Raw genomic sequence first — 18,099 nt, forward strand, 5'->3', positions numbered from 1 at the left:
CAAGTGCCGGCCCCTTTACAGGCGGATCAGAATGACTGACCTTTCGATTTTCCTGATCAACCTCGACGCTTCCCCCGACAGGCTTGCCGCGGCGACCGACGCCATGGCTGCGCAAGGCACAAGCTTTACCCGGGTTTCCGGCTATGACGGGCGGAAAACCAATCCGCTTGATGTGCCTGAGTACGACGCTGCGGCTATGCGTGCCTATTTTGGGCGCGACATGAATGGTGGCGAAGTCGGCTGTTGTTTCAGCCACATCCGGGCGCTGCAAGCGTTTGTCGAGTCCGGCAAGCCTTATGGCCTGATTTTTGAAGACGACGTTAGCCCCGCCCCGCAGGCCATGGAGCTTACCCGTGCCCTGATAGAATGGCAGAACGAGCGCGGGACACCAGATTGGTACGTGGCCAATCTCGGGGCGGAGCGTTCCAAGATTTTGTCACCTGTCACAACACTCCGGGCAAACGGCTCGGAAGTTGTGCTGTATCGCGGCCATTACTTCCCGATGCTGGCCACCGCCTTGTTATGGACCCGCGAAGGCGCTTGCGCATTCCTCGAAATTGCGCTGCCGCTGAATTGCCCATACGACAATTTCCTGCGCAGGTGGCTCACTGCGAATGACATGGGGCTGACCACGCGCCCGCCGCTTTTCAGAACGACTGGCGCAGACAGCGATATCGACAAGTCCCACACCGCCAAGCGGCGCGGGACGGAAGGGCGCAGCAAAAACTACGGCTGGCTGAAAGCGAAACGGATGTGGGGCGATAAGTTCAGAGCGCTGGGGCATAAATCGCGCCGAAAATTTGGACTGAAAGGAAAGACAAACAGATGACAGTCCCCACCGTACACACGTTTTACCAATCGAATATTCCCAGCCGCATGGTGGAGGCGCAGGCGCAGGTCTTTGATCATCTCGGTATTCCGCTCAAGCAGTGGAAAGATGATAAGGCGCAGCACTGCGACTGGATCAATACCGTAATGCGCGACGACAGCCTGGGCGATCTTGCAGTTATTGCCGACATTGATGCTTTCCCTCTCAGCCGGGCTGGTTTTGACAGGCTGGTGGCGCAAGCGGAAACGGGCGCTGTGGCAGGGCTGGCCCAGGTCGCCAACCACAAGGATCCGACCCGGATCTACGCTGCGCCCATGTTCCTGGCGGTGAAGAGAGAGGTGTATTCCGCGCTTGGCTCACCGTCCATGTGCCGCACCAAGACCGGTGATGTGGCGCAAATCCTCACAGACAGAGCGGAAGAGGCGGGCGTAGAAGTGGCTTTGACCTATCCGAAGTTCGCCATTCTGCCCCGCTGGCCGCTGGCCGGTTACGGTGTGTATGGCATTGGGTCCTTTTATGGCGAAAATGATTTTTTTCACCTGTTCGAGGCCCGGCGCACCCAGACCCAGGAACTGTTCTACGCAGTTGCAGAGGGGGTTATCTCAGGGCAACACAATTGGCAGCGGTACCTCGAGATCATGGAGCAGGCCCCGCCGCCCCCCAAAAAGAAGTTTCTGGGCCTGTTCAGGTAGTTGGTCCGCTCCGGCGGCAAAACTGCCGGAGCGGGGCGGATCCGCATGGTTGCCGCATCAAAGAGCGCCGGTTACTCCGGCGCTTTCACTTTGCGCAGGTAGGGGAAGATGGTCTCGAACTCGCCGAACTTTGCCTTGGCGTCTTCGTTCGATACGGTAGGCGGGATGATCACGTCCTCGCCCGGCACCCAGTTGGCGGGGGTGGCAACACCCTTGGCGCTCATCTGCAGCCCGTCCAGCGCCCGCAGGATCTCTGCAAAATTGCGGCCCACGGTCATCGGATAGGTCATCGACAGTTTCAGCTGCTTGTCGGGGCCGATGATGAAGACGGAACGCACGGTGGCGCTGTCTGCAGGGGTGCGGCCGTCGGGCAGGTAAGCGTCGGCAGGCAGCATGTCATAGAGTTTGGAAACTTCCAGTCCGCCGTCGGCGATGATCGGGAAACCCGCGGCAGCATTGCCGTAGCTTTCGATGTCTTTCTTCCAGCCCTTGTGCTCTTCGACGCCATCAACGGAAACGCCGATCACCTTGGTGTTGCGCTTGGCCCATTCGTCATTCAGCTGAGCAACGGCCGAAAACTCGGTGGTGCAGACCGGGGTGAAATCCTTGGGGTGGGAAAACAGAATCGCCCAGCTGTCGCCGATCCAGTCGTGGAAGCTGATGCTGCCCTGATCGGTTTCAGCGGTGAAATCGGGAACCACGTCGTTAATGCGCAAACCCATGGCATTGTCCTCCTAAGTCAGGTTGTTGTGTCGGGTTGTTTTCTTCTTTTGGCGGATTTCGAGTCGCCTCGAATGCTACCTAGGTGTTCTGCTGCCACGTTACAGCCCCCGCGCCGGGATGCCACCCGGTTTCTGCAATTTCCTTGTCCGGCAATTGCTTGCGGGTACGGAAACAGGGGCGTTGACAGTGCCGCCCATAATTTGATCAAATTATGGAGCCAAAGCCTCTTGCCCCCTTTCCGGCCTGGTGACAGAGTGGCCGCCAAACCGGCGGGACGGCCGGGACAGAACATCTGAAATGGGAGTTCCCAGATGATCGAGAAACGCGACTTTTACATCAATGGCCAGTGGGTCGCCCCCTCTGCTGCCAACGACTTCGAGGTAATCAACCCATCGACGGAAGATCCCTGCGCAGTGATCTCGCTGGGTGCGGAAGCCGACACCAATGCTGCCGTTGCAGCCGCCAAGGCAGCACTGCCCGGCTGGATGGCCACGCCGGTGGAAGAGCGCATCGCACTGGTGGAAAAGCTCATTGAAATCTATGAGGCCCGCGCTGAAGACCTGGCCCAGGCGATGTCGCTTGAGATGGGGGCGCCGATCGATATGTCGCGCGTCTCGCAGGTTGGTGCCGGCAGCTGGCATCTGCGCAACTTCATCACCGCAGCCAAGGAGTTCCCCTTTGATGCGCCGCTGAACGACCGCAGCCCGAACGACCGCATCATCCATGAGGCGGTCGGTGTCTGCGCCCTGATCACGCCGTGGAACTGGCCGATGAACCAGGTGACGCTGAAAGTCGGCGCGGCGGCTGTTGCCGGCTGCACCATGGTGCTGAAGCCGTCCGAGCAGAGCCCGCTCAACGCGATGATCTTTGCTGAGCTGATGGACGAGGCCGGCTTCCCGGCTGGTGTTTTCAACCTGGTGAACGGTGACGGCCCGGGCGTCGGCTCGCAGCTGACCACCCACCCGGACGTGGACATGATCTCCTTCACCGGTTCCACCCGTGCAGGCATCGCGATCACTCAGGCGGCAGCACCGACCCTGAAGAAGGTCGACCTGGAGTTGGGCGGCAAGGGTGCCAATGTGATCTTTGAGGACGCCGATGAGAAGGCCGTGAAACGAGGCGTGCTGCACATGATGCAGAACACTGGCCAGAGTTGCAACGCGCCGAGCCGGATGCTGGTGCAGAACAGCATCTACGACCGCGTGGTTACGGAAGCCGCGGAAGTGGCGGCCAAGGTCGAGGTCGGCCCGGCAGATCAGGAAGGCCGTCATATCGGCCCGGTTGTCAATGAGCTGCAGTGGAACAAGATCCAGGATCTGATCCAGCAGGGCATCGACGAGGGCGCCAAGCTGGTGGCCGGCGGCACCGGCCGTCCGGATGGGCTGAACAAGGGATACTACGTGAAGCCTACGGTCTTTGCCGATGTGAACAACCAGATGACCATCGCCCGCGAGGAGATCTTTGGCCCGGTGCTGTCGATCATCCCGTTTGAAAGCGAAGAGGAAGCGATCGAGATTTCCAACGACACTCCCTATGGCCTCACCAATTATGTGCAGACCCAGGACGGTGCCCGCGCCAACCGCATGGCCCGCGCGCTGCGGTCCGGCATGGTGGAGATGAACGGGAAATCGCGTTCGGCAGGCTCTCCCTTCGGCGGCATGAAACAGTCCGGCAAGGGCCGCGAAGGCGGCAAATGGGGGATCGAGGATTTCCTGGAAGTGAAAGCTGTCGGCGGCTGGGCAGCCGAGTAAGTTTTCCGGCAGAGTAATTGAGGAAGCCGCCTCTTTGGGGCGGCTTTCTTTGTTGTGCCGCTGGATGCCAGCCCCGGTGGTGCTCCCGCGCCTGCAAGCCGCCCGGCTGCGCCGGAAATCTTGCCGGCTTGGGCGTGGCCCGTGCTGCGCACGGGCGCAGGGCCAATGGCGCGGGCTTGAACGGCCAGCGTTAGAAATAGGCTCTAATCAAGCAAATTGCGGCGATTCCTGTGCCCATGGTCAGCGGCAGGCTGCGGGTCGCCAGGGCTACGGCTAGGGATAGGGCGCCTGCCGCCCATTCCTGCGGACCGCCTTGCATCAGCAAGTAGGTGACCAGCGACAGGATCAGGCAGCCGGGCAAAGCACGCAGGCCGCGGGCCCAGGGGCCGTGTTCGGGCAGCCGGCGGCCTAGGAGGTAGCCGGAGAGGCGGACTGTAAAAGTCGCCGCCGCCAGGCCCAGGATCAGGGTCCAGGTCTCAGTCATTGCCCAGCACTCCGGCAAGGGCGGCCCCGGCGAGGCCGCCCAGGATCAGTGTCCAGGTGGGGTCCAGCGGGGTCAGCAGGCCGGTCAGCAATACTGTGGCCACGGCGCCGGCCCAGGGCAGCAGCGAGGCCCCTCCGCCCCACAGAGAGCGCAGAATGGCGATGAAAGCAGCGGTGAACGCAAAATCCATGCCAAGGGCGCGCGGCTCCGGCACAGCGGTTGCAAAGCCGGCGCCTGCCATGGTGGCCAGCACCCAAACAGCAACCAGCGCCAGCCCGCCGCCCACCAGGTACCAGTAGCCGGCGCGGCCGCCGCGGGCGCGGGTTGCGTGCATCAGCGCCCAATTCTCGTCCGAAGCAACATGGAGGCCAAGCAGCACCTGCCACCAGGGCCGCCCGGTGAACTCTTCGCGCAGCGACGCGGTGATCAGCAGCAGCCGAAGGTTCAACGCCAGCCCTGCGAGAACTGCTGCACCTGCTCCGGCCCCGGCGATCAGGCGCTCAACCGCAATGATCTGCGCAGAGCCTGCAAAGACGATGGAACCCATCACACCGGTCTGCAGCGCGCCCATTTGCGCCTGCGCGGCGAGGAGGCCGAAGGCCAGCCCATAGACTCCGACACCGGCTGCCAGTGGCAGAATATCCCGCAGCCCGGCTGTCAGCTGATTCCGGGACGGGGGCGGGGCAAGGTCTTGCATTGTCATGCGGGAACTCCTCTGGAGGCGGATTAGTGAATCCGCTATACCGAACGCAATGGCCAATCTACCGAACGATACGCTCGTTCATCAACCCGAACAATAGTACGGTAAAAAGAACATGTCAGCACCCCATCAGATGATTGCCGCCGCCATTCAGCGCGAGCGCAGCCGTGCAGGGAAGTCGCTCTCAGCGCTTGCGGCAGAGGCAGGCATTGCCAAGTCGACCCTGTCGCAGCTGGAAGCAGGCAACGGAAACCCCAGTGTAGAGACGCTTTGGGCGTTGGCCGCGGCCTTGGATGTACCTCTGAGCCTGCTGTTTGAAACCGAGGCGCCGGCAACCAAACTGGTGCGGGCCGGAGAAGGCGACGTTCTGGAATCAGAGCAGTCGGACTTCAGCGCGGTGCTGTTGTCCCGATGCCCGCCCAACGTGCGTCGGGATGTCTACCGGGTGGTGATGCAGCCAGGGGAGGTCCGCCGCGCTCAGCCGCATCCGCGCGGTACGGTCGAGCACATGCTGGTTTGCGCCGGGCAGATGCGCGTCGGGCCGGCGGGGCAAGAGGAGGTGCTGCTGGCCGGCGATTACTACAGTTACCCGGGCGATCATCCGCACAGCTATGAGGCGCTGCAGCCGGACACGCTGTTCCTGATGGTGATGGAGGCGCCGTAGTCAGACTCTAAAAAGAGGGTGTCATCCGGAATTTCAGAGATTCGCCGCTATCGGGATGCTTGATCCGCAATTCTTCGGAATGCAGCATCAGCCGCGGATGCTCGAGCGCGGCACCAGTGGCATAAAGCGGGTCGCCAAGGATCGGGTGGCCCAGCGACAGCATATGCACCCGCAGCTGATGCGAACGCCCGGTCTTGGGGGTCAGACGGACGCGGGTTGCACCTTCTTCGTATTTCATTACCCGCCAGTCGGTGATCGCGGTCTTGCCGGTCTCATGGCAGACCATCTGTTTCGGCCGGTTGGGCCAATCGACGATCAGCGGCAAATCAACGGTACCGCTCCGCGGCTCCAGCTTGCCTGCAACCCGCGCGACATAGGCCTTCTTTGCGGTGCGCTTCTCGAACTGCATCGACAGGTGCCGCTGGGCATGCTGGGTCAAGCCGAACACCATCACCCCGGACGTATCCCTGTCCAGCCGGTGCACCAGCAGCGCTTCTGGGAAGACCGCCTGGATGCGGGAAATCAGGCAATCGGCCAGATGCGCGCCGCGGCCAGGCACCGACAACAGTCCGGCAGGCTTGTTCACCGCCAGAAGTTCGGCATCGTGGTGCAGGATCTCCAGCGGGTCCTGCGGCGGGGTATATTCGCTTGAAACGGCCATGGGGGCCTGCCTAGCGTCCCGGGCGGGCAGGGGCAAGCACAGGACAGTTTCTCCTGCTTCCGGTGCTTTCCTGAAGGCCCTGTCATTTGCTAAATTGACACTGCCTGGGCGATCCGGTAACCGGCGCGCCTCATAAGACTTTGGGGTGAAGGCATGGCACGCAAACGCAAAGGGCGCGATATTTCCGGCTGGCTGGTGGTGGACAAGCCTGCGGGGCTGACATCGACCGCGGTCGTGAACAAGGTGCGCTGGGCGATGGATGCCAAGAAGGCGGGTCATGCGGGCACTTTGGATCCCGAGGCGACCGGTGTTCTGGCAGTGGCGCTGGGCGAGGCGACCAAGACGGTGCCTTACATTACCGACGCGCTGAAGGCCTATACCTTCACCGTGCGGCTGGGGCAGGCGACCAACACGGACGATGCCGAGGGCGAGGTGATCGCCGAAAGCGATGCGCGCCCCACCGATCAGCAAATCAAGGACGCGCTGCTGCCTTTCCTGGGTGAAATCATGCAGGTGCCGCCCAAGTTCTCAGCCGTAAAGATCGACGGCCAGCGCGCTTATAAGCTGGCGCGCGAGGGCGAGGATGTGCAGATCGAGGCCCGCCCGCTGTGGGTCGAGGAACTGATCCTGCTGGACCGCCCGGATGAGGACCACGCGGTGCTGGAGATGACCTGCGGCAAGGGCGGTTATGTGCGCTCGATCGCCCGCGACCTGGGCGCGGCATTGGGCTGCCATGGCCATGTCAAGGAACTGCGGCGGATCTGGTCCGGCCCGTTTGACGCTGAAGAGGGTGTCTCGCTGGAGCTGGTCGAGGAACTGGCGAAATCCACGGAACTGGACAAGTATCTGCGCCCGCTGGAACAAGGTCTCGCGGATCTGCCCGAGCTGAAATGCACCCCGCAGGGAGCGGTGCGGCTGCGCAACGGCAACCCGGGCATGGTGATGGCCGCGGATGTGGAATACGGCGACGAAGCCTGGGCCTCGCTGGACGGCCAGGCGGTGGCCGTGGGGATCTATAAATCGGGCGAGCTGCACCCGAGCCGGGTGTTCGTGCAGCCGGAGTGACCCGGCTGCTCGCGCGGCCGCATTGGGGTTCAGACCTTAGCCGCGGTAGTTGTGAAAGACGCTCAGCTGGATGTGCAGATCGTTCTTGCTGACCTCATTGCCATCCAGATCAAACCAGGTTTCGCTGCCGTCTTCTGACGTGTGCAGGAAACCGGCCGTCAGGCCGGTCTGGCCTGCCAGGCGCAGCACCTCTTGCCCGTCCACCAGAACACTGGTGCCGCCGCCGGATTCGCTGAGGCTCACCCGGCCTTGCAGGTCGTAGCTGGGGCCATGCGGCACGCTGTCTTCGGGCAGCGTCTCGCCGCCGCCAAGAACCACTTCCACGCTTTCCGCGGCTGGTTCGAAGTCGGTAACGATGGCCCCGCCCAGCGAACTCTCCGGGTCTACATAGGCTGAGATTGTGTCGGTGCCCGCACCCCCGGTCACGATATCGCCGTTGGAGGCCAGGATCCGGTCGTCGCCGTCCCCGCCATCCAATGTGTCCTGGAACCGGTTCATGTACATGCCGGCCGAAGCGCTGTGATTGGTGTGGTAGCTGTTGTCGTTGCCGTGGAGATAGTCGCTGCCGGCCCCGCCCGAGAGGTGCTGCGCGCCGTCGCCGCCCACCAGCAGATCGTCGCCATCGCCGCCATTCAAAGTGTGGCCGCCAACAGCCCAGGCTGAGACATCAGCTGCCCCGCCGACCAGCACGCCGCCGTCGCCAGTGAAATAGGCGTGGAGTTCATCAACGCCCTCAGTTGCGATGACAGTGTCGCCGCTGCCCGCTTCGACCTGCACTGTTGCGGCACTGTCAAGCTGCACCAGGTCGGCGCCGTCATCGTCCGATGTGCGGACATAGGCATAGGAGTCCGGCGCCGACACGCTGATGGTGTCGTTGCCGTCACCGCCAAACAGGTTGTGATGCGATACTTGGGTTCGATAGGGGAACAGGTGGTCCTGAGCTTCGTAAAGACTGGAAACCCTGAAAATTTCAGGATCCTGCAGTGCAGTCTCTCCGTCACCGGTAACAGTGATCACATCATCCCCGGCCCCGCCCCTGATGATCGAGGCATCCGATGACACGGAGATTGTGTTGTCTCCGCCATCCGCGATGACCATGCCGTAGGGGGCTCCGTCTTGGGGTTCTTCCACCGTGATGTCGCTGCCGCCGGGCCAGGCAGCTTCAAACACCAGTCCTGTGAACTGGTTCTGCAGCTCTCCCTCAAACAGCACCGCACCTTCCGGCAGCTCTGTCACGCCGGGCAAGGCCAGAACCAGCTCTCCGCTTCTGGTGTAGATGCCCAGGCCGTCTTCCTCAGGCAGGGTCTGCACCTGCATTTCGACATCGAAGTTTTCCAGAATCAGTTGATCCTGGGACGGGTCAAAATCTGTGATCCGGATAGGTTCTTCATCGTCATCGGGAACAGACCGCCCGTTCACGGAAAACAGATCTGCGCCTTCGCCCCCGGTCCCGGTGTTTTTATGGTCCAGGAGCAGGTGGTCATCGCCGTCTCCGCCCAGAAGAACATCATTGTCATTCCAGTTGCCGGTCAGCGTGTCGTTGCCGGTGCCGCCGGTCAGGGTTTCGTCAAGGAAGCTCTCACCGGTCAGTTCCTGGGGGGCATCCCGTTCGACGGGCTCCTCCGGTTCAGTGGGCTCCTCTGGCGCCGTCGTTGCCGGATCGTCGCTGTCATCCAGCATTACGGCGGCTGAGCCGGCGGCGGCAATCGACAGCAGAAGAAGAAGTTCCATGGAAATCTCTCGAGTTAAAAGTGCAATGGCCGCGCTGTTTGACGGATGGTTCAAATTCCCCTTATGGGTGCATAAATCTTTAACAAACTCAAGGTTGCGCCGGAGCTGCCGCGGCATGCCTGTCTGCGGCGGAACGGGAGCAGGCCAGATATGCCAGGACCTGCCCCGTTACCAGGCTCAGGCCGGGACAGCGTCGTAGTTGGTGCCGAGGACCGACTGGTCCTGCTGTGCGGTCAGAAGGATGCTGGCAGTCGCCCCCTGTTCGGCGCTGATCACATTGCCTGAAGCATCCCGCCACCGGTCTTCATCGGTTGAATAGTCATCATGAAAGGCGATGCTGATTGCCGACTGGTCTCCGGGCAGCGTTGCGACCGCAATACCGTCCATGGCGATCATTGTGCTGTCCTGACCGGCATCATAGGTCACGCTCAGCCCGGCAATGGCATCCTCGAAGCTGAAACTGGGCAGCGACCCGAAACCTGCAACAATTGGGAAATCGATCATCAACTGGTCTTCCGCCGGATCGAAATCGGTGATCTCCGCTGCCGGGGTGCCCGCGTTATAGACATTGGCAAAGGCATGGAAGCTGTCGGCGCCCGCGCCGCCGGTGGCGGTGGTGCCCGGCCCGATCCACAAGTGGTCATCCCCGGCGCCGCCCTCCAGAAGATCGCCGTCATCGCCGACCTGGGTCAGATCGCCGGGGTAGTGGTTGTAGGAGTCCGGGTAATGCACTGAGCCGCTGCCGCTGAACAGCGAGTCATTGCCTTCGCCGCCTGTGAGCGTGTCGGCACCGTCCTCGCCAAAGATCACGTCGTGTCCTGCTGTGCCGGCCAGATTGTCATCGCCATCTGTGCCGCGCTGAGCATCAATGATCTGGGGCCCGGAATCCGAAGGTGCGTCAAAGGACACGGTATAGGGCCCGTCATCCAGATGCGCGCCAAAAAATTCAACGTCCAAGGTTTGCCCGTCTTCCAGGGAGAGGTTGTTCAGGGTCAGGACTGTGGTCATGCCCTGCGTCTCCACTAAGCGCAGTCCGGTGCCGTCTTCTGTCTGGTACAGCGCCACTTCCTGATGCGTCTCTTCCATACGTAGACGGTCAGCAGCGGGATCAAAGTCCTCAATGACTGTGCCTGCGCTGCCGCCGCCGATTAGGTCAAACCGGTCTGCGCCGTCACCGCCTGTGACAGAATTGCCGGCGCCAAAGCCAAGAAAGTCATTGCCGCCCCCGCCATCGAGAGTATCAGCATCGCCTTCATTCCCGAGGATGGTTTCGCCCTCGTCCGATCCGGTCAGCAGCTCATCTTCGCCCTCTTGCCCATAGACCGGACCTGGCGGTTCGGGGATGACGACTGTCACCAGCTCCTCGTCATCATCTCCTGAAAGGACGATTCCGGCTGCAGCAATGCCAATTCCGAGGAGCAGTAGCAGTTCCATTTCGAATACCCTGGATAGAATAAATGAGCGTTAAACACTTGGTAGGTGTATCAGCACCTTCAGGTTCCAGCAATATTCTCTGCTGTGGCCAGCAGCATTTGACAGGGCGAACAGCCCTGCTACAGACGGCCTATGATCACCCGGACCCACACCAAAGGCGATGCGCCCTCGACTGCCGTTTACTCGGATTGCGAATCCTACCGCTACAGCTTGACCCGGGTCTGGGAGCCTGGCGGGCGGCGGGTGATGTTCGTGATGCTGAACCCCTCGACCGCAACCGAGGTGCAGAACGACCCCACCATTGAGCGCTGCGAACGCCGCGCCCGGGCGCTGGGCTATGGCGGTTTCCGGGCCACCAATATCTTTGCCTGCCGGGTGACCGACCCGCGTGAGATGCGGCGGCTTGAGGCGCCGGAAGGGCCGGACAACATGGCGGCGGTGCTGGAGGGGATGGACTGGGCCGATACGGTGATCTGCGCTTGGGGCACCCATGGCGAGCACCGCGGCCAAGGCGCGCGGGTCGAGGCCGCGCTGCGGGCAACCGGCAAGCCACTCTATCAGTTGGGGCTCAGCAAGGCGGGCCATCCGAAACATCCCCTGTACATTGCTTACAGCCGCCAGCCGGAACCGTGGCAGGCGGAGTAGGCGGCTTTGGCGCCTGTTAACCGATGTTCCCCTTTTGTTTTGCATTTTCAACTATGACATGAGATCCTGACGGCGGGTACGAATGTTTGCTGAGGTGTGAGCGGGTTATGTTGTGGCTTGCAAGTGTGTTGGGTCTTGTTGCGGTTGGCGGTGCGGTTCTGGTTGAGAGCGAGACGCCGGAAAAAGAGGAGTCCGGGGCTCAAAACGGCACCGGGGAGCCGCAAGGCGACGGGCTTGACGGTGGCTATATCGAACCGGCCGGGGACACAGTGGCCGGCACGGAAGACGCAGACGTTATTGCAGGCAGCGGCGCGGCCGACAGTCTGAACGGCGGCGGCGGCAATGATCAGATCGGCGGCTATGGCGGCGATGACTGGCTGGAGGGCGGCCCGGGCGCTGATGTTCTTCATGGTGACGCGGGCGACGACAACCTCTCTGGCGGTGACGGCCTGGATGAGTTGCATGGCGAGGACGGGGCGGACTGGCTGGAAGGCGGCGTCGGCGATGACAGCCTTTTTGGCCATTTCGGCGATGACAGCCTTTACGGCGGCGCTGATGCCGATGTGCTGCACGGCGGCCAGGATCAGGACTGGCTGGAGGGCGGCGACGGCGGGGATTCACTGCACGGCAATGACGGCGATGACAGTCTCACCGGCGGAAGCGGTGAAGATGCTTTGTTTGGCGGTTATGGCGATGACGCAGTGTCCGGAGCCGGTGACAGCTCGGAACGGGACTACGTCAATGGCGGCGATGGCAACGACACGCTGATTGCCGGAGCAGGCGATGTCCTGACGGGCGGCAATGGCGAAGATCAGTTCATGGCAGGCTTCTGGACCGGAACGGCGGCAGCCGTGCAGTTGATGGACTACAACGCCGGGGAGGATCAGCTTGTGCTGGTTTGGGACTTCGAAGGTGGCCAGGAGCCGTCGGTCGAGGTGCAGGCCAATCCGGAGGCAGAAGATGAGCAGTTGATCCTGGTGGATGGAGAGCCTGCCCTGAGGCTCTCGGGAGCCGAAGAGTTGACCGCTTCGGACCTTGTCCTGATCGACACCGCTTCAGCCGCGCAGACCGGTCTGCTTCCCCAGTAAGCTAGGCTTGCTCACATATCCTTTGCCTTTAAAGCGGAAACATCATATACGCCCGCATCTGCCGTGATTCCACGGCGGATTTCTCCATGGGCCTGTGCTGGACGACATCCCGGCCTGCGCCATCCACTCTAACCTTATGAAGGAGACCCCGATGTCGATCACTGCGGAAGAAAAAGCGCGCCTGATGAAAGAATTCGCAACCAAAGACGGCGACACCGGTTCCCCGGAAGTCCAGGTTGCAATCCTGACCTCGCGCATCAACACCCTGACTGAGCACTTCAAAACCCACAAGAAGGACAACCACGGCCGCCGTGGCCTCCTGAAGATGGTTGCTCAGCGCCGCAAGCTGCTGGACTACACCAAAGGCAAGGATGAGGCCCGTTACCAGGACCTGATCAAGCGCCTGGGCATCCGCCGCTAATCCGCGCTTATCCCGGATTTCTGCGCCCGTTCCGAAAGGAGCGGGCGTTTTCCTTTGGCACGCTCCGTGCCGGCAGCCTCTCAGCCTGCCGCTGAGCTGCGTTCATCCAGGCAGCATTCGCTTTGCAGGTAAGCAATCACGTCCCACAGGCGGCCGTATTGCGGCACGCAGCGCAGGATGCGCCCCTCCCGCTGCTGTTTGATCAGCCCGGCCTCCACCAGGCTGGCAACATGGTGAGTCATCGAGGAATGCGGGATATCCAGATCCTCGCGCAGCACCCCGACCGGCAGCCCGTCAAAGCCTGACTTCACCAGCCGCTTGAAAATCCGCAGCCGGTGCGGATGGCCCAGCTCCTTGAGAACCTTGGCAATTTCGTCGACGTCCATGAGCGCTTCCGTTCTAATATTACGAATTTACCGGTAATATATTGACTCGTGCTCCGATGATCAATATTTCGACAAAACCAGTAATTTAGAATCAGAGGTTCGACCGATGTCACCTGAAGTCACCGCTGCCCTGCAGGAAGCAGGCGGCATGTTTCTCTTCCTCGCCGTGGAACTGACGGCGCTGTTCCTGCTGATCAGCTACGGCGTGGCGGTGCTGCAGGAGTACATCTCACCGGCCCGCATCCAGGCGGTCCTCAGCTCTCGCAACGGCCGTGGCTATGTGGTTGCCGCGCTGATGGGGGCGATCACGCCGTTTTGCTCCTGCTCGACGATTCCCTTCCTGAAAGGGCTGCTCAGGGCGCGGGCCGGGTTTGGCCCGATGATGGTGTTCCTGTTCTCCAGTCCGCTGCTGAACCCGGTGATCATCGGATTGTTCACCGTGACCTTCGGCCTGCAGGTGGCGGTGGTTTATTTCCTGATCGCGATGGTGGTCTCGGTGGCTGCGGGCGTGCTTCTGGAGGCGCTGGGGTTCGAGCGCCATGTGGAGCCTGCGGCCTATGAAGCACCAGTTCCCAGCGGCTGCGGCAGCTCTTGCAGCGCGGCGTCTCAGCCTGAGAACCGCTGGCTGCGGCTCTGGAAATCGGTCTGGAAGGACTTCAAGGGCGTGCTGCCCTACCTGCTGGGCGGCATTGCCATCGGCTCGTTCATTTACGGCTTCATGCCAACCGGGCTGATCACCGAATACGCGGGCAGCGACAACCTGTTTGCCATTCCGGTGGCTGCAGTGATCGGCATCCCGCTTTACATCCGGGCGGAGGCGGTGATCCCTCTGTCGGCGGCACTGGCGGCCAAGGGCATGTCGCTGGGCGCGGTGATGGCGCTGATCATCGGCAGTGCCGGGGCCAGCCTGACCGAGGTTATCCTGCTGCGCGCGATTTTCCGGATGCCGATGATCCTGGCCTTCCTGGCGGTGATCCTGACGATGGCGGTCGGAGCCGGGCTGATCTATGCGCTGACGCCGCTGGGGGCCTGATCCCGGCACAGGCAAAGAAAAACGGCTGGCCTCAGGGGAGGCCAGCCGTTGTGCGTTTTGAGCCGGGTTACTCGCCGTAGGGCACCCAGATGTTCTTGATCTCGGTGGCCTCCTGCAGGAAGCGCTTGCTGTGATCCTGCATCCAGTCGGTGGCGGTGGCGTTGTTGACCCAGGTCCGCTTCAGATTTCCGGCTGAGGCCGCTTCGATTTGGGCGGACAGATCGGTGGAGGAGAAGCTCCAGACCGCGTCCAGGTTCAGATGGGAGGCCATAGGCTTGGCCAGATCTGCATGGCTGCCGGTCAGGATGTTGACCACTCCTGCGGGCACGTCCGAGGTTTCCAGCACCTGGTAGAAATCCGTTGCCGCCAGCGGGAAGGGCTCGGAGGCCGCCAGCACCACCCGGTTGCCCATGGCAATCGCTGGCGCCATTGCGGAAACAAGGCCCAGCAGCGGTGCCTCATCGGCGCAAAGCACACCGATCACGCCCACGGCTTCCTTCATCGCCAGCGCCACACCTCGGATCGGGACGCCATGCGCCTGGCCGTCATATTTGTCAGCCCAGGCGGCGGCGGAGAACAACCGCTGGATCGAGGCCTCAACCTCGGCCGCGCCGCTCTTCTTGCCGGTCATTGCGTCGATGCGGGCAGCGAATTCATCCGCTCGCGCGGAGAGATTCTCACCGATGTAGTACAGGATCTGCGCCCGTAGGTGGCCGGTGGTCTTGGACCAGCCCTTGGCGCCTGCCGCAGCCTCTACCGCGTTGCGCACATCCTTGCGGTTGGCAAGGCCCACGTGGCCCAGGAGCGCACCGGATTTGCCGTAGATGGCCTGGCTGTAGCCGCTGTCCGGGCGGGATTGCTTGCCGCCGACATACATCTTGGCAGTGCGGTCCAGCGGGTCTGCCGGGGCGCCGTTGCCCTCGAGTGCTTCCACCTTGGTCAGCGGCTTGGACTTGGTTTTGGGGCGGGTATAGGCGGCGAGGCCTTCCCAGCCGCCTTCGCGGCCAAAGCCGCTTTCGCGCACGCCGCCGAAACCGGCTGCCGCGTCGAACATGTTGGTACCGTTGACCCAAACCACGCCCGCGACCAGTTTCGGTGCCATGTCGAGCGCCAGGTTGACGTTCTCGGTCCAGAGTGTCGCCGCCAGCCCGTAGCGGGTGTTGTTGGCCAGCTCCACCGCCTCAGACGGGGTGCGGAAGGTGCAGGAGACCAACACCGGGCCAAAGATCTCTTCCTGCATCAGCGGATCCGCCGGGGTGAGGTCTTCGATCAGGGTCGGCGGGTAGAAACAGCCGCCTGCGGGCATCTCGACCTGCGCTTGATGCATGGTGCCTGCCTGGTTGGCGGCCACCATTTCGCTGATGGTGTTCAGCTGCACCGGATCGACCACAGCGCCGACGTCGATGCATTTGTCGAGCGGGTTGCCGATGCGCAAGCCATCCATGCGGGCCTTGAGCTTGGTGTGGAAGCGGTCTGCAATGCCTTCCTGCACCAAGAGGCGCGAGCCCGCGCAGCAGACCTGGCCCTGGTTGAACCAGATCGCATCAACCAGCCCTTCGATAGCTGAATCAATGTCTGCATCGTCAAAGACGATGTAGGGGGACTTGCCGCCCAGTTCCAGCGTCAGCGCCTTGCCGCTGCCTGCGGTGGCTTCGCGGATCCTGCGGCCAACCGAGGTGGAGCCGGTGAAGGCGATCTTGTCGACATCCGCTGCGGTGATCATCTCGCCCACGGCGCCGTCGCCGGTGACGATGTTCACCACACCCTTGGGCAGGCCTGCCTGGCGGCAGATGTCCGCAAACAGCAGCGCCGTCAGCGATGTGTATTCCGCAGGCTTCAGGACCACGGTGTTGCCCATGGCAATGGCCGGCGCGATTTTCCAAGCCAGCATCAGCAGCGGGAAGTTCCAGGGGATGATCTGGCCGCAGACGCCCAGAGCCTCGGCATCCGGCAGCTCGCTCTCCATCAGCTGGGCCATGCCCGCGTGATAGTAGAAATGCCGCTGCGCCAAGGGGATATCAATATCGCGGCTCTCGCGGATGGGCTTGCCGTTGTCCAGGGTCTCCAGCACCGCAAACAGGCGGGAATGCTTCTGCAGCAGCCGGGCAATGGCATAGAGGTATTTGGCGCGGCCGGGCCCGCCAAGAACAGCCCAGGCGCCCTGCGCCTTCCGCGCGGCCTCTACCGCATTGTCGACGTCGGCTTGGGTAGCCTGGGTCAGGGTGGCCAGTACTTCGCCGGTGGCGGGGTTCTTGCTGTCGAAGCCGTCGCCCGGGGCAGTGAATTCGCCGTTGATGAAATGGCCGAAGCGGCTGCCCTGATCGACCAGCCAGGCCAGCGCGTCGGCGGCGCTTTCGGGGGCGGGGCCGTAGTCCATGGTGTCGAAAATCTCTTTGATGGTCATGTGTACAGCCCTCAGCCCATGGAATGGCGGTAGCCGGCGGAGTATGCCCCGGTGACATGGTGTTCCAGCTGGCGCTCGATGTCGTTCAGCAGCGAGGAGGCGCCAAAGCGGAAAAGGTCAGGCTGCAGCCAGCGGTTGCCCAGCTCGTCTTTGATCAGCGACAGGTACACCAGCGCGTCCTTGGCTTTGGAGATGCCGCCGGCGGGCTTGTAGCCGACACGGTATCCGGTGCGGTCATAATAGTCGCGAATGGCGCGGATCATCACCAGCGACACCGGCAGGGTGGCGTTGACGCTTTCCTTGCCGGTGGAGGTTTTGATGAAATCAGCGCCGGCCATCATGCAAACCAGCGAGGCGCGCGCGACATTGCGCAAAGAGCCCAGCTCGCCAGTCGCAAGGATCGCTTTCACATGGGCGTCGCTGCAGGCCTGACGGAAGGCTTTCATCTCGTCATAAAGCGCCTGCCAGTTGCCGGTCAGCACATGGCGGCGGGAGATCACGATGTCGATCTCCTCGGCCCCCGCTTTGACGCTTTCCTCGATTTCCGCCACCCGCAGGTGAAAGGGGGACAGGCCGGCCGGGAAGCCGGTGGAGACGGCAGCGACCGGAATACCTGTACCCTTCAGGGCCTCCACCGCGGTTTCGATCATGTCGTGATAGACGCAGATCGCACCTGTAGTGAGACCGTCCATGCCCAGCTCGCGCAGAAGGCCTGCGTTAACCGGCTGGCGGGCTTTGGCGCAAAGGCGCCGCACCCGGCCTTGGGTGTCGTCACCGGACAGGGTGGTGAGGTCAATCAGGCTGATCGCCTTCAAGAGCCAGGCGGCCTGGTGGTCCTTCTTGACGCTGCGGCGGCCCGGCAGGGTGGCGCAGCGGCGTTCGATGGCCGATGTGTTGGCCTGCACAGCAGCGACCCAGTCCAGGTCCAGCTCCATGCCGGGATTGCGCGGCTCGGCCAGCTGCGGCAGCTGCGCGCTTCGTTCAGCGGTTTGGCTATCCATTGGAATTCCTCGGAAGAGTTCCGTGCGAAAGTCGCACGGGTGCGGCATATTGGCAAGCGAGGGCCGGGGCCTGCAGGCAGGTTTTTTGACTAAATGGACAAAAAACTTAAGAGGCCCGGGCCAGAACCCGGGCGGATTATCGCTGGGACCAGGGTTTGACGGGGCATTTCCTGTTTTACGCCGCTGATGCGGGGCGGCTGCGCATTCCGGTGGCAGAATCGCCCATACATGCTAAATTTAGCGGTATGAGCAGTGCAGACCCCCATATCAGCGAAAAGCCACAAGCAGATGCGCGTCCCGTCATCCGGCAGCTGGATGACAGCGCCATCAACCGTATCGCGGCGGGCGAGGTGGTGGAACGCCCCGCCTCCGCCGTAAAAGAGCTGG

19 protein-coding genes are annotated in these 18,099 nt (G+C 62.3%); 10 read left to right on the forward strand and 9 right to left on the reverse strand.

Annotation, left to right across the window (positions count from 1 at the left end):
* The first annotated feature begins 31 nt into the window (after positions 1 to 31).
* Entirely contained in the window at positions 32 to 829 is a 798-nt protein-coding gene (locus tag RA20_RS06075) for a glycosyltransferase family 25 protein (protein ID WP_039125680.1), read from the forward strand.
* Entirely contained in the window at positions 826 to 1,521 is a 696-nt protein-coding gene (locus tag RA20_RS06080) for a hypothetical protein (protein ID WP_039125682.1), read from the forward strand. The genes RA20_RS06075 and RA20_RS06080 overlap by 4 nt, the downstream gene beginning before the upstream one ends.
* 71 nt (positions 1,522 to 1,592) lie before the next feature.
* On the opposite strand, the gene RA20_RS06085 is transcribed toward RA20_RS06080, so the two are convergent.
* Positions 1,593 to 2,243, reverse strand: coding sequence for a peroxiredoxin (locus RA20_RS06085; protein ID WP_039125683.1), 651 nt, complete (start codon positions 2,241 to 2,243; stop codon positions 1,593 to 1,595).
* Positions 2,244 to 2,555: 312 nt separating this feature from the next.
* On the opposite strand from RA20_RS06085, the gene RA20_RS06090 reads away from it, so the two are divergent.
* Positions 2,556 to 3,995: an aldehyde dehydrogenase family protein gene (locus tag RA20_RS06090; RefSeq protein WP_039125685.1), complete on the forward strand. Its 1,440-nt coding sequence runs from the start codon at positions 2,556 to 2,558 to the stop codon at positions 3,993 to 3,995.
* 190 nt (positions 3,996 to 4,185) lie between these two features.
* Here the strand turns inward: RA20_RS06090 and RA20_RS06095 are convergent, their stop codons facing one another.
* Both RA20_RS06095 and RA20_RS06100 read right to left on the reverse strand, forming a co-directional pair.
* Positions 4,186 to 4,479 carry an AzlD family protein gene (locus RA20_RS06095; protein WP_039125687.1) on the reverse strand — a complete coding sequence of 98 codons (294 nt, stop codon included), beginning with the start codon at positions 4,477 to 4,479 and terminating at the stop codon, positions 4,186 to 4,188.
* Positions 4,472 to 5,182: an AzlC family ABC transporter permease gene (locus RA20_RS06100; RefSeq protein ID WP_052248852.1), complete on the reverse strand. Its 711-nt coding sequence runs from the start codon at positions 5,180 to 5,182 to the stop codon at positions 4,472 to 4,474. Before RA20_RS06100 ends, RA20_RS06095 begins: the two co-directional genes overlap by 8 nt.
* A gap of 112 nt (positions 5,183 to 5,294) precedes the next feature.
* Between RA20_RS06100 and RA20_RS06105 the strand changes: the two genes are divergently transcribed.
* Positions 5,295 to 5,843, forward strand: a complete 549-nt coding sequence (locus RA20_RS06105) for a helix-turn-helix domain-containing protein (RefSeq protein WP_039125689.1) — start codon at positions 5,295 to 5,297, stop codon at positions 5,841 to 5,843.
* A 7-nt stretch (positions 5,844 to 5,850) separates the two neighbouring features.
* On the opposite strand, the gene RA20_RS06110 is transcribed toward RA20_RS06105, so the two are convergent.
* A complete protein-coding gene (locus RA20_RS06110; protein WP_039125691.1) occupies positions 5,851 to 6,504 on the reverse strand; it encodes an RluA family pseudouridine synthase in 654 nt (217 codons plus the stop codon).
* Positions 6,505 to 6,657: 153 nt separating this feature from the next.
* On the opposite strand from RA20_RS06110, the gene truB reads away from it, so the two are divergent.
* Positions 6,658 to 7,569 (forward strand): tRNA pseudouridine(55) synthase TruB, encoded by a 912-nt coding sequence (gene truB, locus RA20_RS06115; protein ID WP_039125693.1) that lies wholly within the window; start codon positions 6,658 to 6,660, stop codon positions 7,567 to 7,569.
* Positions 7,570 to 7,605: 36 nt separating this feature from the next.
* On the opposite strand, the gene RA20_RS24550 is transcribed toward truB, so the two are convergent.
* Together RA20_RS24550 and RA20_RS06125 are read right to left on the reverse strand one after the other, a co-directional pair.
* On the reverse strand, positions 7,606 to 9,300 hold the full coding sequence (locus RA20_RS24550; protein ID WP_052248853.1) for a calcium-binding protein: 1,695 nt from the start codon (positions 9,298 to 9,300) through the stop codon (positions 7,606 to 7,608).
* A 177-nt stretch (positions 9,301 to 9,477) separates the two neighbouring features.
* Positions 9,478 to 10,734: a calcium-binding protein gene (locus RA20_RS06125; protein WP_039125695.1), complete on the reverse strand. Its 1,257-nt coding sequence runs from the start codon at positions 10,732 to 10,734 to the stop codon at positions 9,478 to 9,480.
* Between the two features lie 132 nt (positions 10,735 to 10,866).
* On the opposite strand from RA20_RS06125, the gene RA20_RS06130 reads away from it, so the two are divergent.
* The 3 genes from RA20_RS06130 (at position 10,867) to rpsO (ending at position 12,888) form a co-directional block, all read left to right on the forward strand.
* The gene (locus RA20_RS06130; protein ID WP_039125697.1) at positions 10,867 to 11,379 is read left to right on the forward strand and encodes a DUF1643 domain-containing protein; all 513 of its coding nucleotides are present in this window, start codon (positions 10,867 to 10,869) and stop codon (positions 11,377 to 11,379) included.
* A gap of 107 nt (positions 11,380 to 11,486) precedes the next feature.
* Positions 11,487 to 12,467 carry a calcium-binding protein gene (locus RA20_RS06135; RefSeq protein WP_039125698.1) on the forward strand — a complete coding sequence of 327 codons (981 nt, stop codon included), beginning with the start codon at positions 11,487 to 11,489 and terminating at the stop codon, positions 12,465 to 12,467.
* Between the two features lie 151 nt (positions 12,468 to 12,618).
* Positions 12,619 to 12,888 carry a 30S ribosomal protein S15 gene (rpsO, locus tag RA20_RS06140; protein WP_008555454.1) on the forward strand — a complete coding sequence of 90 codons (270 nt, stop codon included), beginning with the start codon at positions 12,619 to 12,621 and terminating at the stop codon, positions 12,886 to 12,888.
* 80 nt (positions 12,889 to 12,968) lie between these two features.
* On the opposite strand, the gene RA20_RS06145 is transcribed toward rpsO, so the two are convergent.
* Positions 12,969 to 13,274 (reverse strand): ArsR/SmtB family transcription factor, encoded by a 306-nt coding sequence (locus tag RA20_RS06145; protein ID WP_039125703.1) that lies wholly within the window; start codon positions 13,272 to 13,274, stop codon positions 12,969 to 12,971.
* A gap of 106 nt (positions 13,275 to 13,380) precedes the next feature.
* Here RA20_RS06145 and RA20_RS06150 point away from each other — a divergent pair, with 106 nt between their 5' ends.
* Positions 13,381 to 14,307, forward strand: coding sequence for a permease (locus RA20_RS06150; protein WP_052248854.1), 927 nt, complete (start codon positions 13,381 to 13,383; stop codon positions 14,305 to 14,307).
* 67 nt (positions 14,308 to 14,374) lie between these two features.
* Here the strand turns inward: RA20_RS06150 and RA20_RS06155 are convergent, their stop codons facing one another.
* Complete coding sequence (locus RA20_RS06155; protein ID WP_039125705.1) at positions 14,375 to 16,711, reverse strand: aldehyde dehydrogenase family protein; 2,337 nt, start codon at positions 16,709 to 16,711, stop codon at positions 14,375 to 14,377.
* Between the two features lie 11 nt (positions 16,712 to 16,722).
* The gene (deoC, locus tag RA20_RS06160; RefSeq protein ID WP_039125706.1) at positions 16,723 to 17,712 is read right to left on the reverse strand and encodes a deoxyribose-phosphate aldolase; all 990 of its coding nucleotides are present in this window, start codon (positions 17,710 to 17,712) and stop codon (positions 16,723 to 16,725) included.
* A 155-nt stretch (positions 17,713 to 17,867) separates the two neighbouring features.
* On the opposite strand from deoC, the gene RA20_RS25940 reads away from it, so the two are divergent.
* A partial coding sequence (locus tag RA20_RS25940; RefSeq protein WP_152618446.1) for a hypothetical protein occupies positions 17,868 to 18,099 on the forward strand: 232 nt, incomplete at its 3' end.

The organism is Leisingera sp. ANG-Vp (assembly GCF_000813725.1).
Taxonomy (GTDB): Bacteria; Pseudomonadota; Alphaproteobacteria; order Rhodobacterales; family Rhodobacteraceae; genus Leisingera.

What these genes read in the sequence shown, in the direction of transcription:
- RA20_RS06100 (WP_052248852.1), bottom strand. Translation starts at nt 5,182, where the DNA reads ATGACAATGCAAGACCTTGCCCCGCCCCCGTCCCGGAATCAGCTGACA.
- RA20_RS06105 (WP_039125689.1), top strand. Translation starts at nt 5,295, where the DNA reads ATGTCAGCACCCCATCAGATGATTGCCGCCGCCATTCAGCGCGAGCGC.
- rpsO (WP_008555454.1), top strand. Translation starts at nt 12,619, where the DNA reads ATGTCGATCACTGCGGAAGAAAAAGCGCGCCTGATGAAAGAATTCGCA.
- RA20_RS06080 (WP_039125682.1), top strand. Translation starts at nt 826, where the DNA reads ATGACAGTCCCCACCGTACACACGTTTTACCAATCGAATATTCCCAGC.
- RA20_RS06135 (WP_039125698.1), top strand. Translation starts at nt 11,487, where the DNA reads ATGTTGTGGCTTGCAAGTGTGTTGGGTCTTGTTGCGGTTGGCGGTGCG.
- RA20_RS06085 (WP_039125683.1), bottom strand. Translation starts at nt 2,243, where the DNA reads ATGGGTTTGCGCATTAACGACGTGGTTCCCGATTTCACCGCTGAAACC.
- RA20_RS06150 (WP_052248854.1), top strand. Translation starts at nt 13,381, where the DNA reads ATGTCACCTGAAGTCACCGCTGCCCTGCAGGAAGCAGGCGGCATGTTT.
- truB (WP_039125693.1), top strand. Translation starts at nt 6,658, where the DNA reads ATGGCACGCAAACGCAAAGGGCGCGATATTTCCGGCTGGCTGGTGGTG.
- RA20_RS24550 (WP_052248853.1), bottom strand. Translation starts at nt 9,300, where the DNA reads ATGGAACTTCTTCTTCTGCTGTCGATTGCCGCCGCCGGCTCAGCCGCC.
- RA20_RS06130 (WP_039125697.1), top strand. Translation starts at nt 10,867, where the DNA reads ATGATCACCCGGACCCACACCAAAGGCGATGCGCCCTCGACTGCCGTT.
- RA20_RS06145 (WP_039125703.1), bottom strand. Translation starts at nt 13,274, where the DNA reads ATGGACGTCGACGAAATTGCCAAGGTTCTCAAGGAGCTGGGCCATCCG.
- RA20_RS06125 (WP_039125695.1), bottom strand. Translation starts at nt 10,734, where the DNA reads ATGGAACTGCTACTGCTCCTCGGAATTGGCATTGCTGCAGCCGGAATC.
- RA20_RS06155 (WP_039125705.1), bottom strand. Translation starts at nt 16,711, where the DNA reads ATGACCATCAAAGAGATTTTCGACACCATGGACTACGGCCCCGCCCCC.
- RA20_RS06090 (WP_039125685.1), top strand. Translation starts at nt 2,556, where the DNA reads ATGATCGAGAAACGCGACTTTTACATCAATGGCCAGTGGGTCGCCCCC.
- RA20_RS06110 (WP_039125691.1), bottom strand. Translation starts at nt 6,504, where the DNA reads ATGGCCGTTTCAAGCGAATATACCCCGCCGCAGGACCCGCTGGAGATC.
- RA20_RS06075 (WP_039125680.1), top strand. Translation starts at nt 32, where the DNA reads ATGACTGACCTTTCGATTTTCCTGATCAACCTCGACGCTTCCCCCGAC.
- deoC (WP_039125706.1), bottom strand. Translation starts at nt 17,712, where the DNA reads ATGGATAGCCAAACCGCTGAACGAAGCGCGCAGCTGCCGCAGCTGGCC.
- RA20_RS06095 (WP_039125687.1), bottom strand. Translation starts at nt 4,479, where the DNA reads ATGACTGAGACCTGGACCCTGATCCTGGGCCTGGCGGCGGCGACTTTT.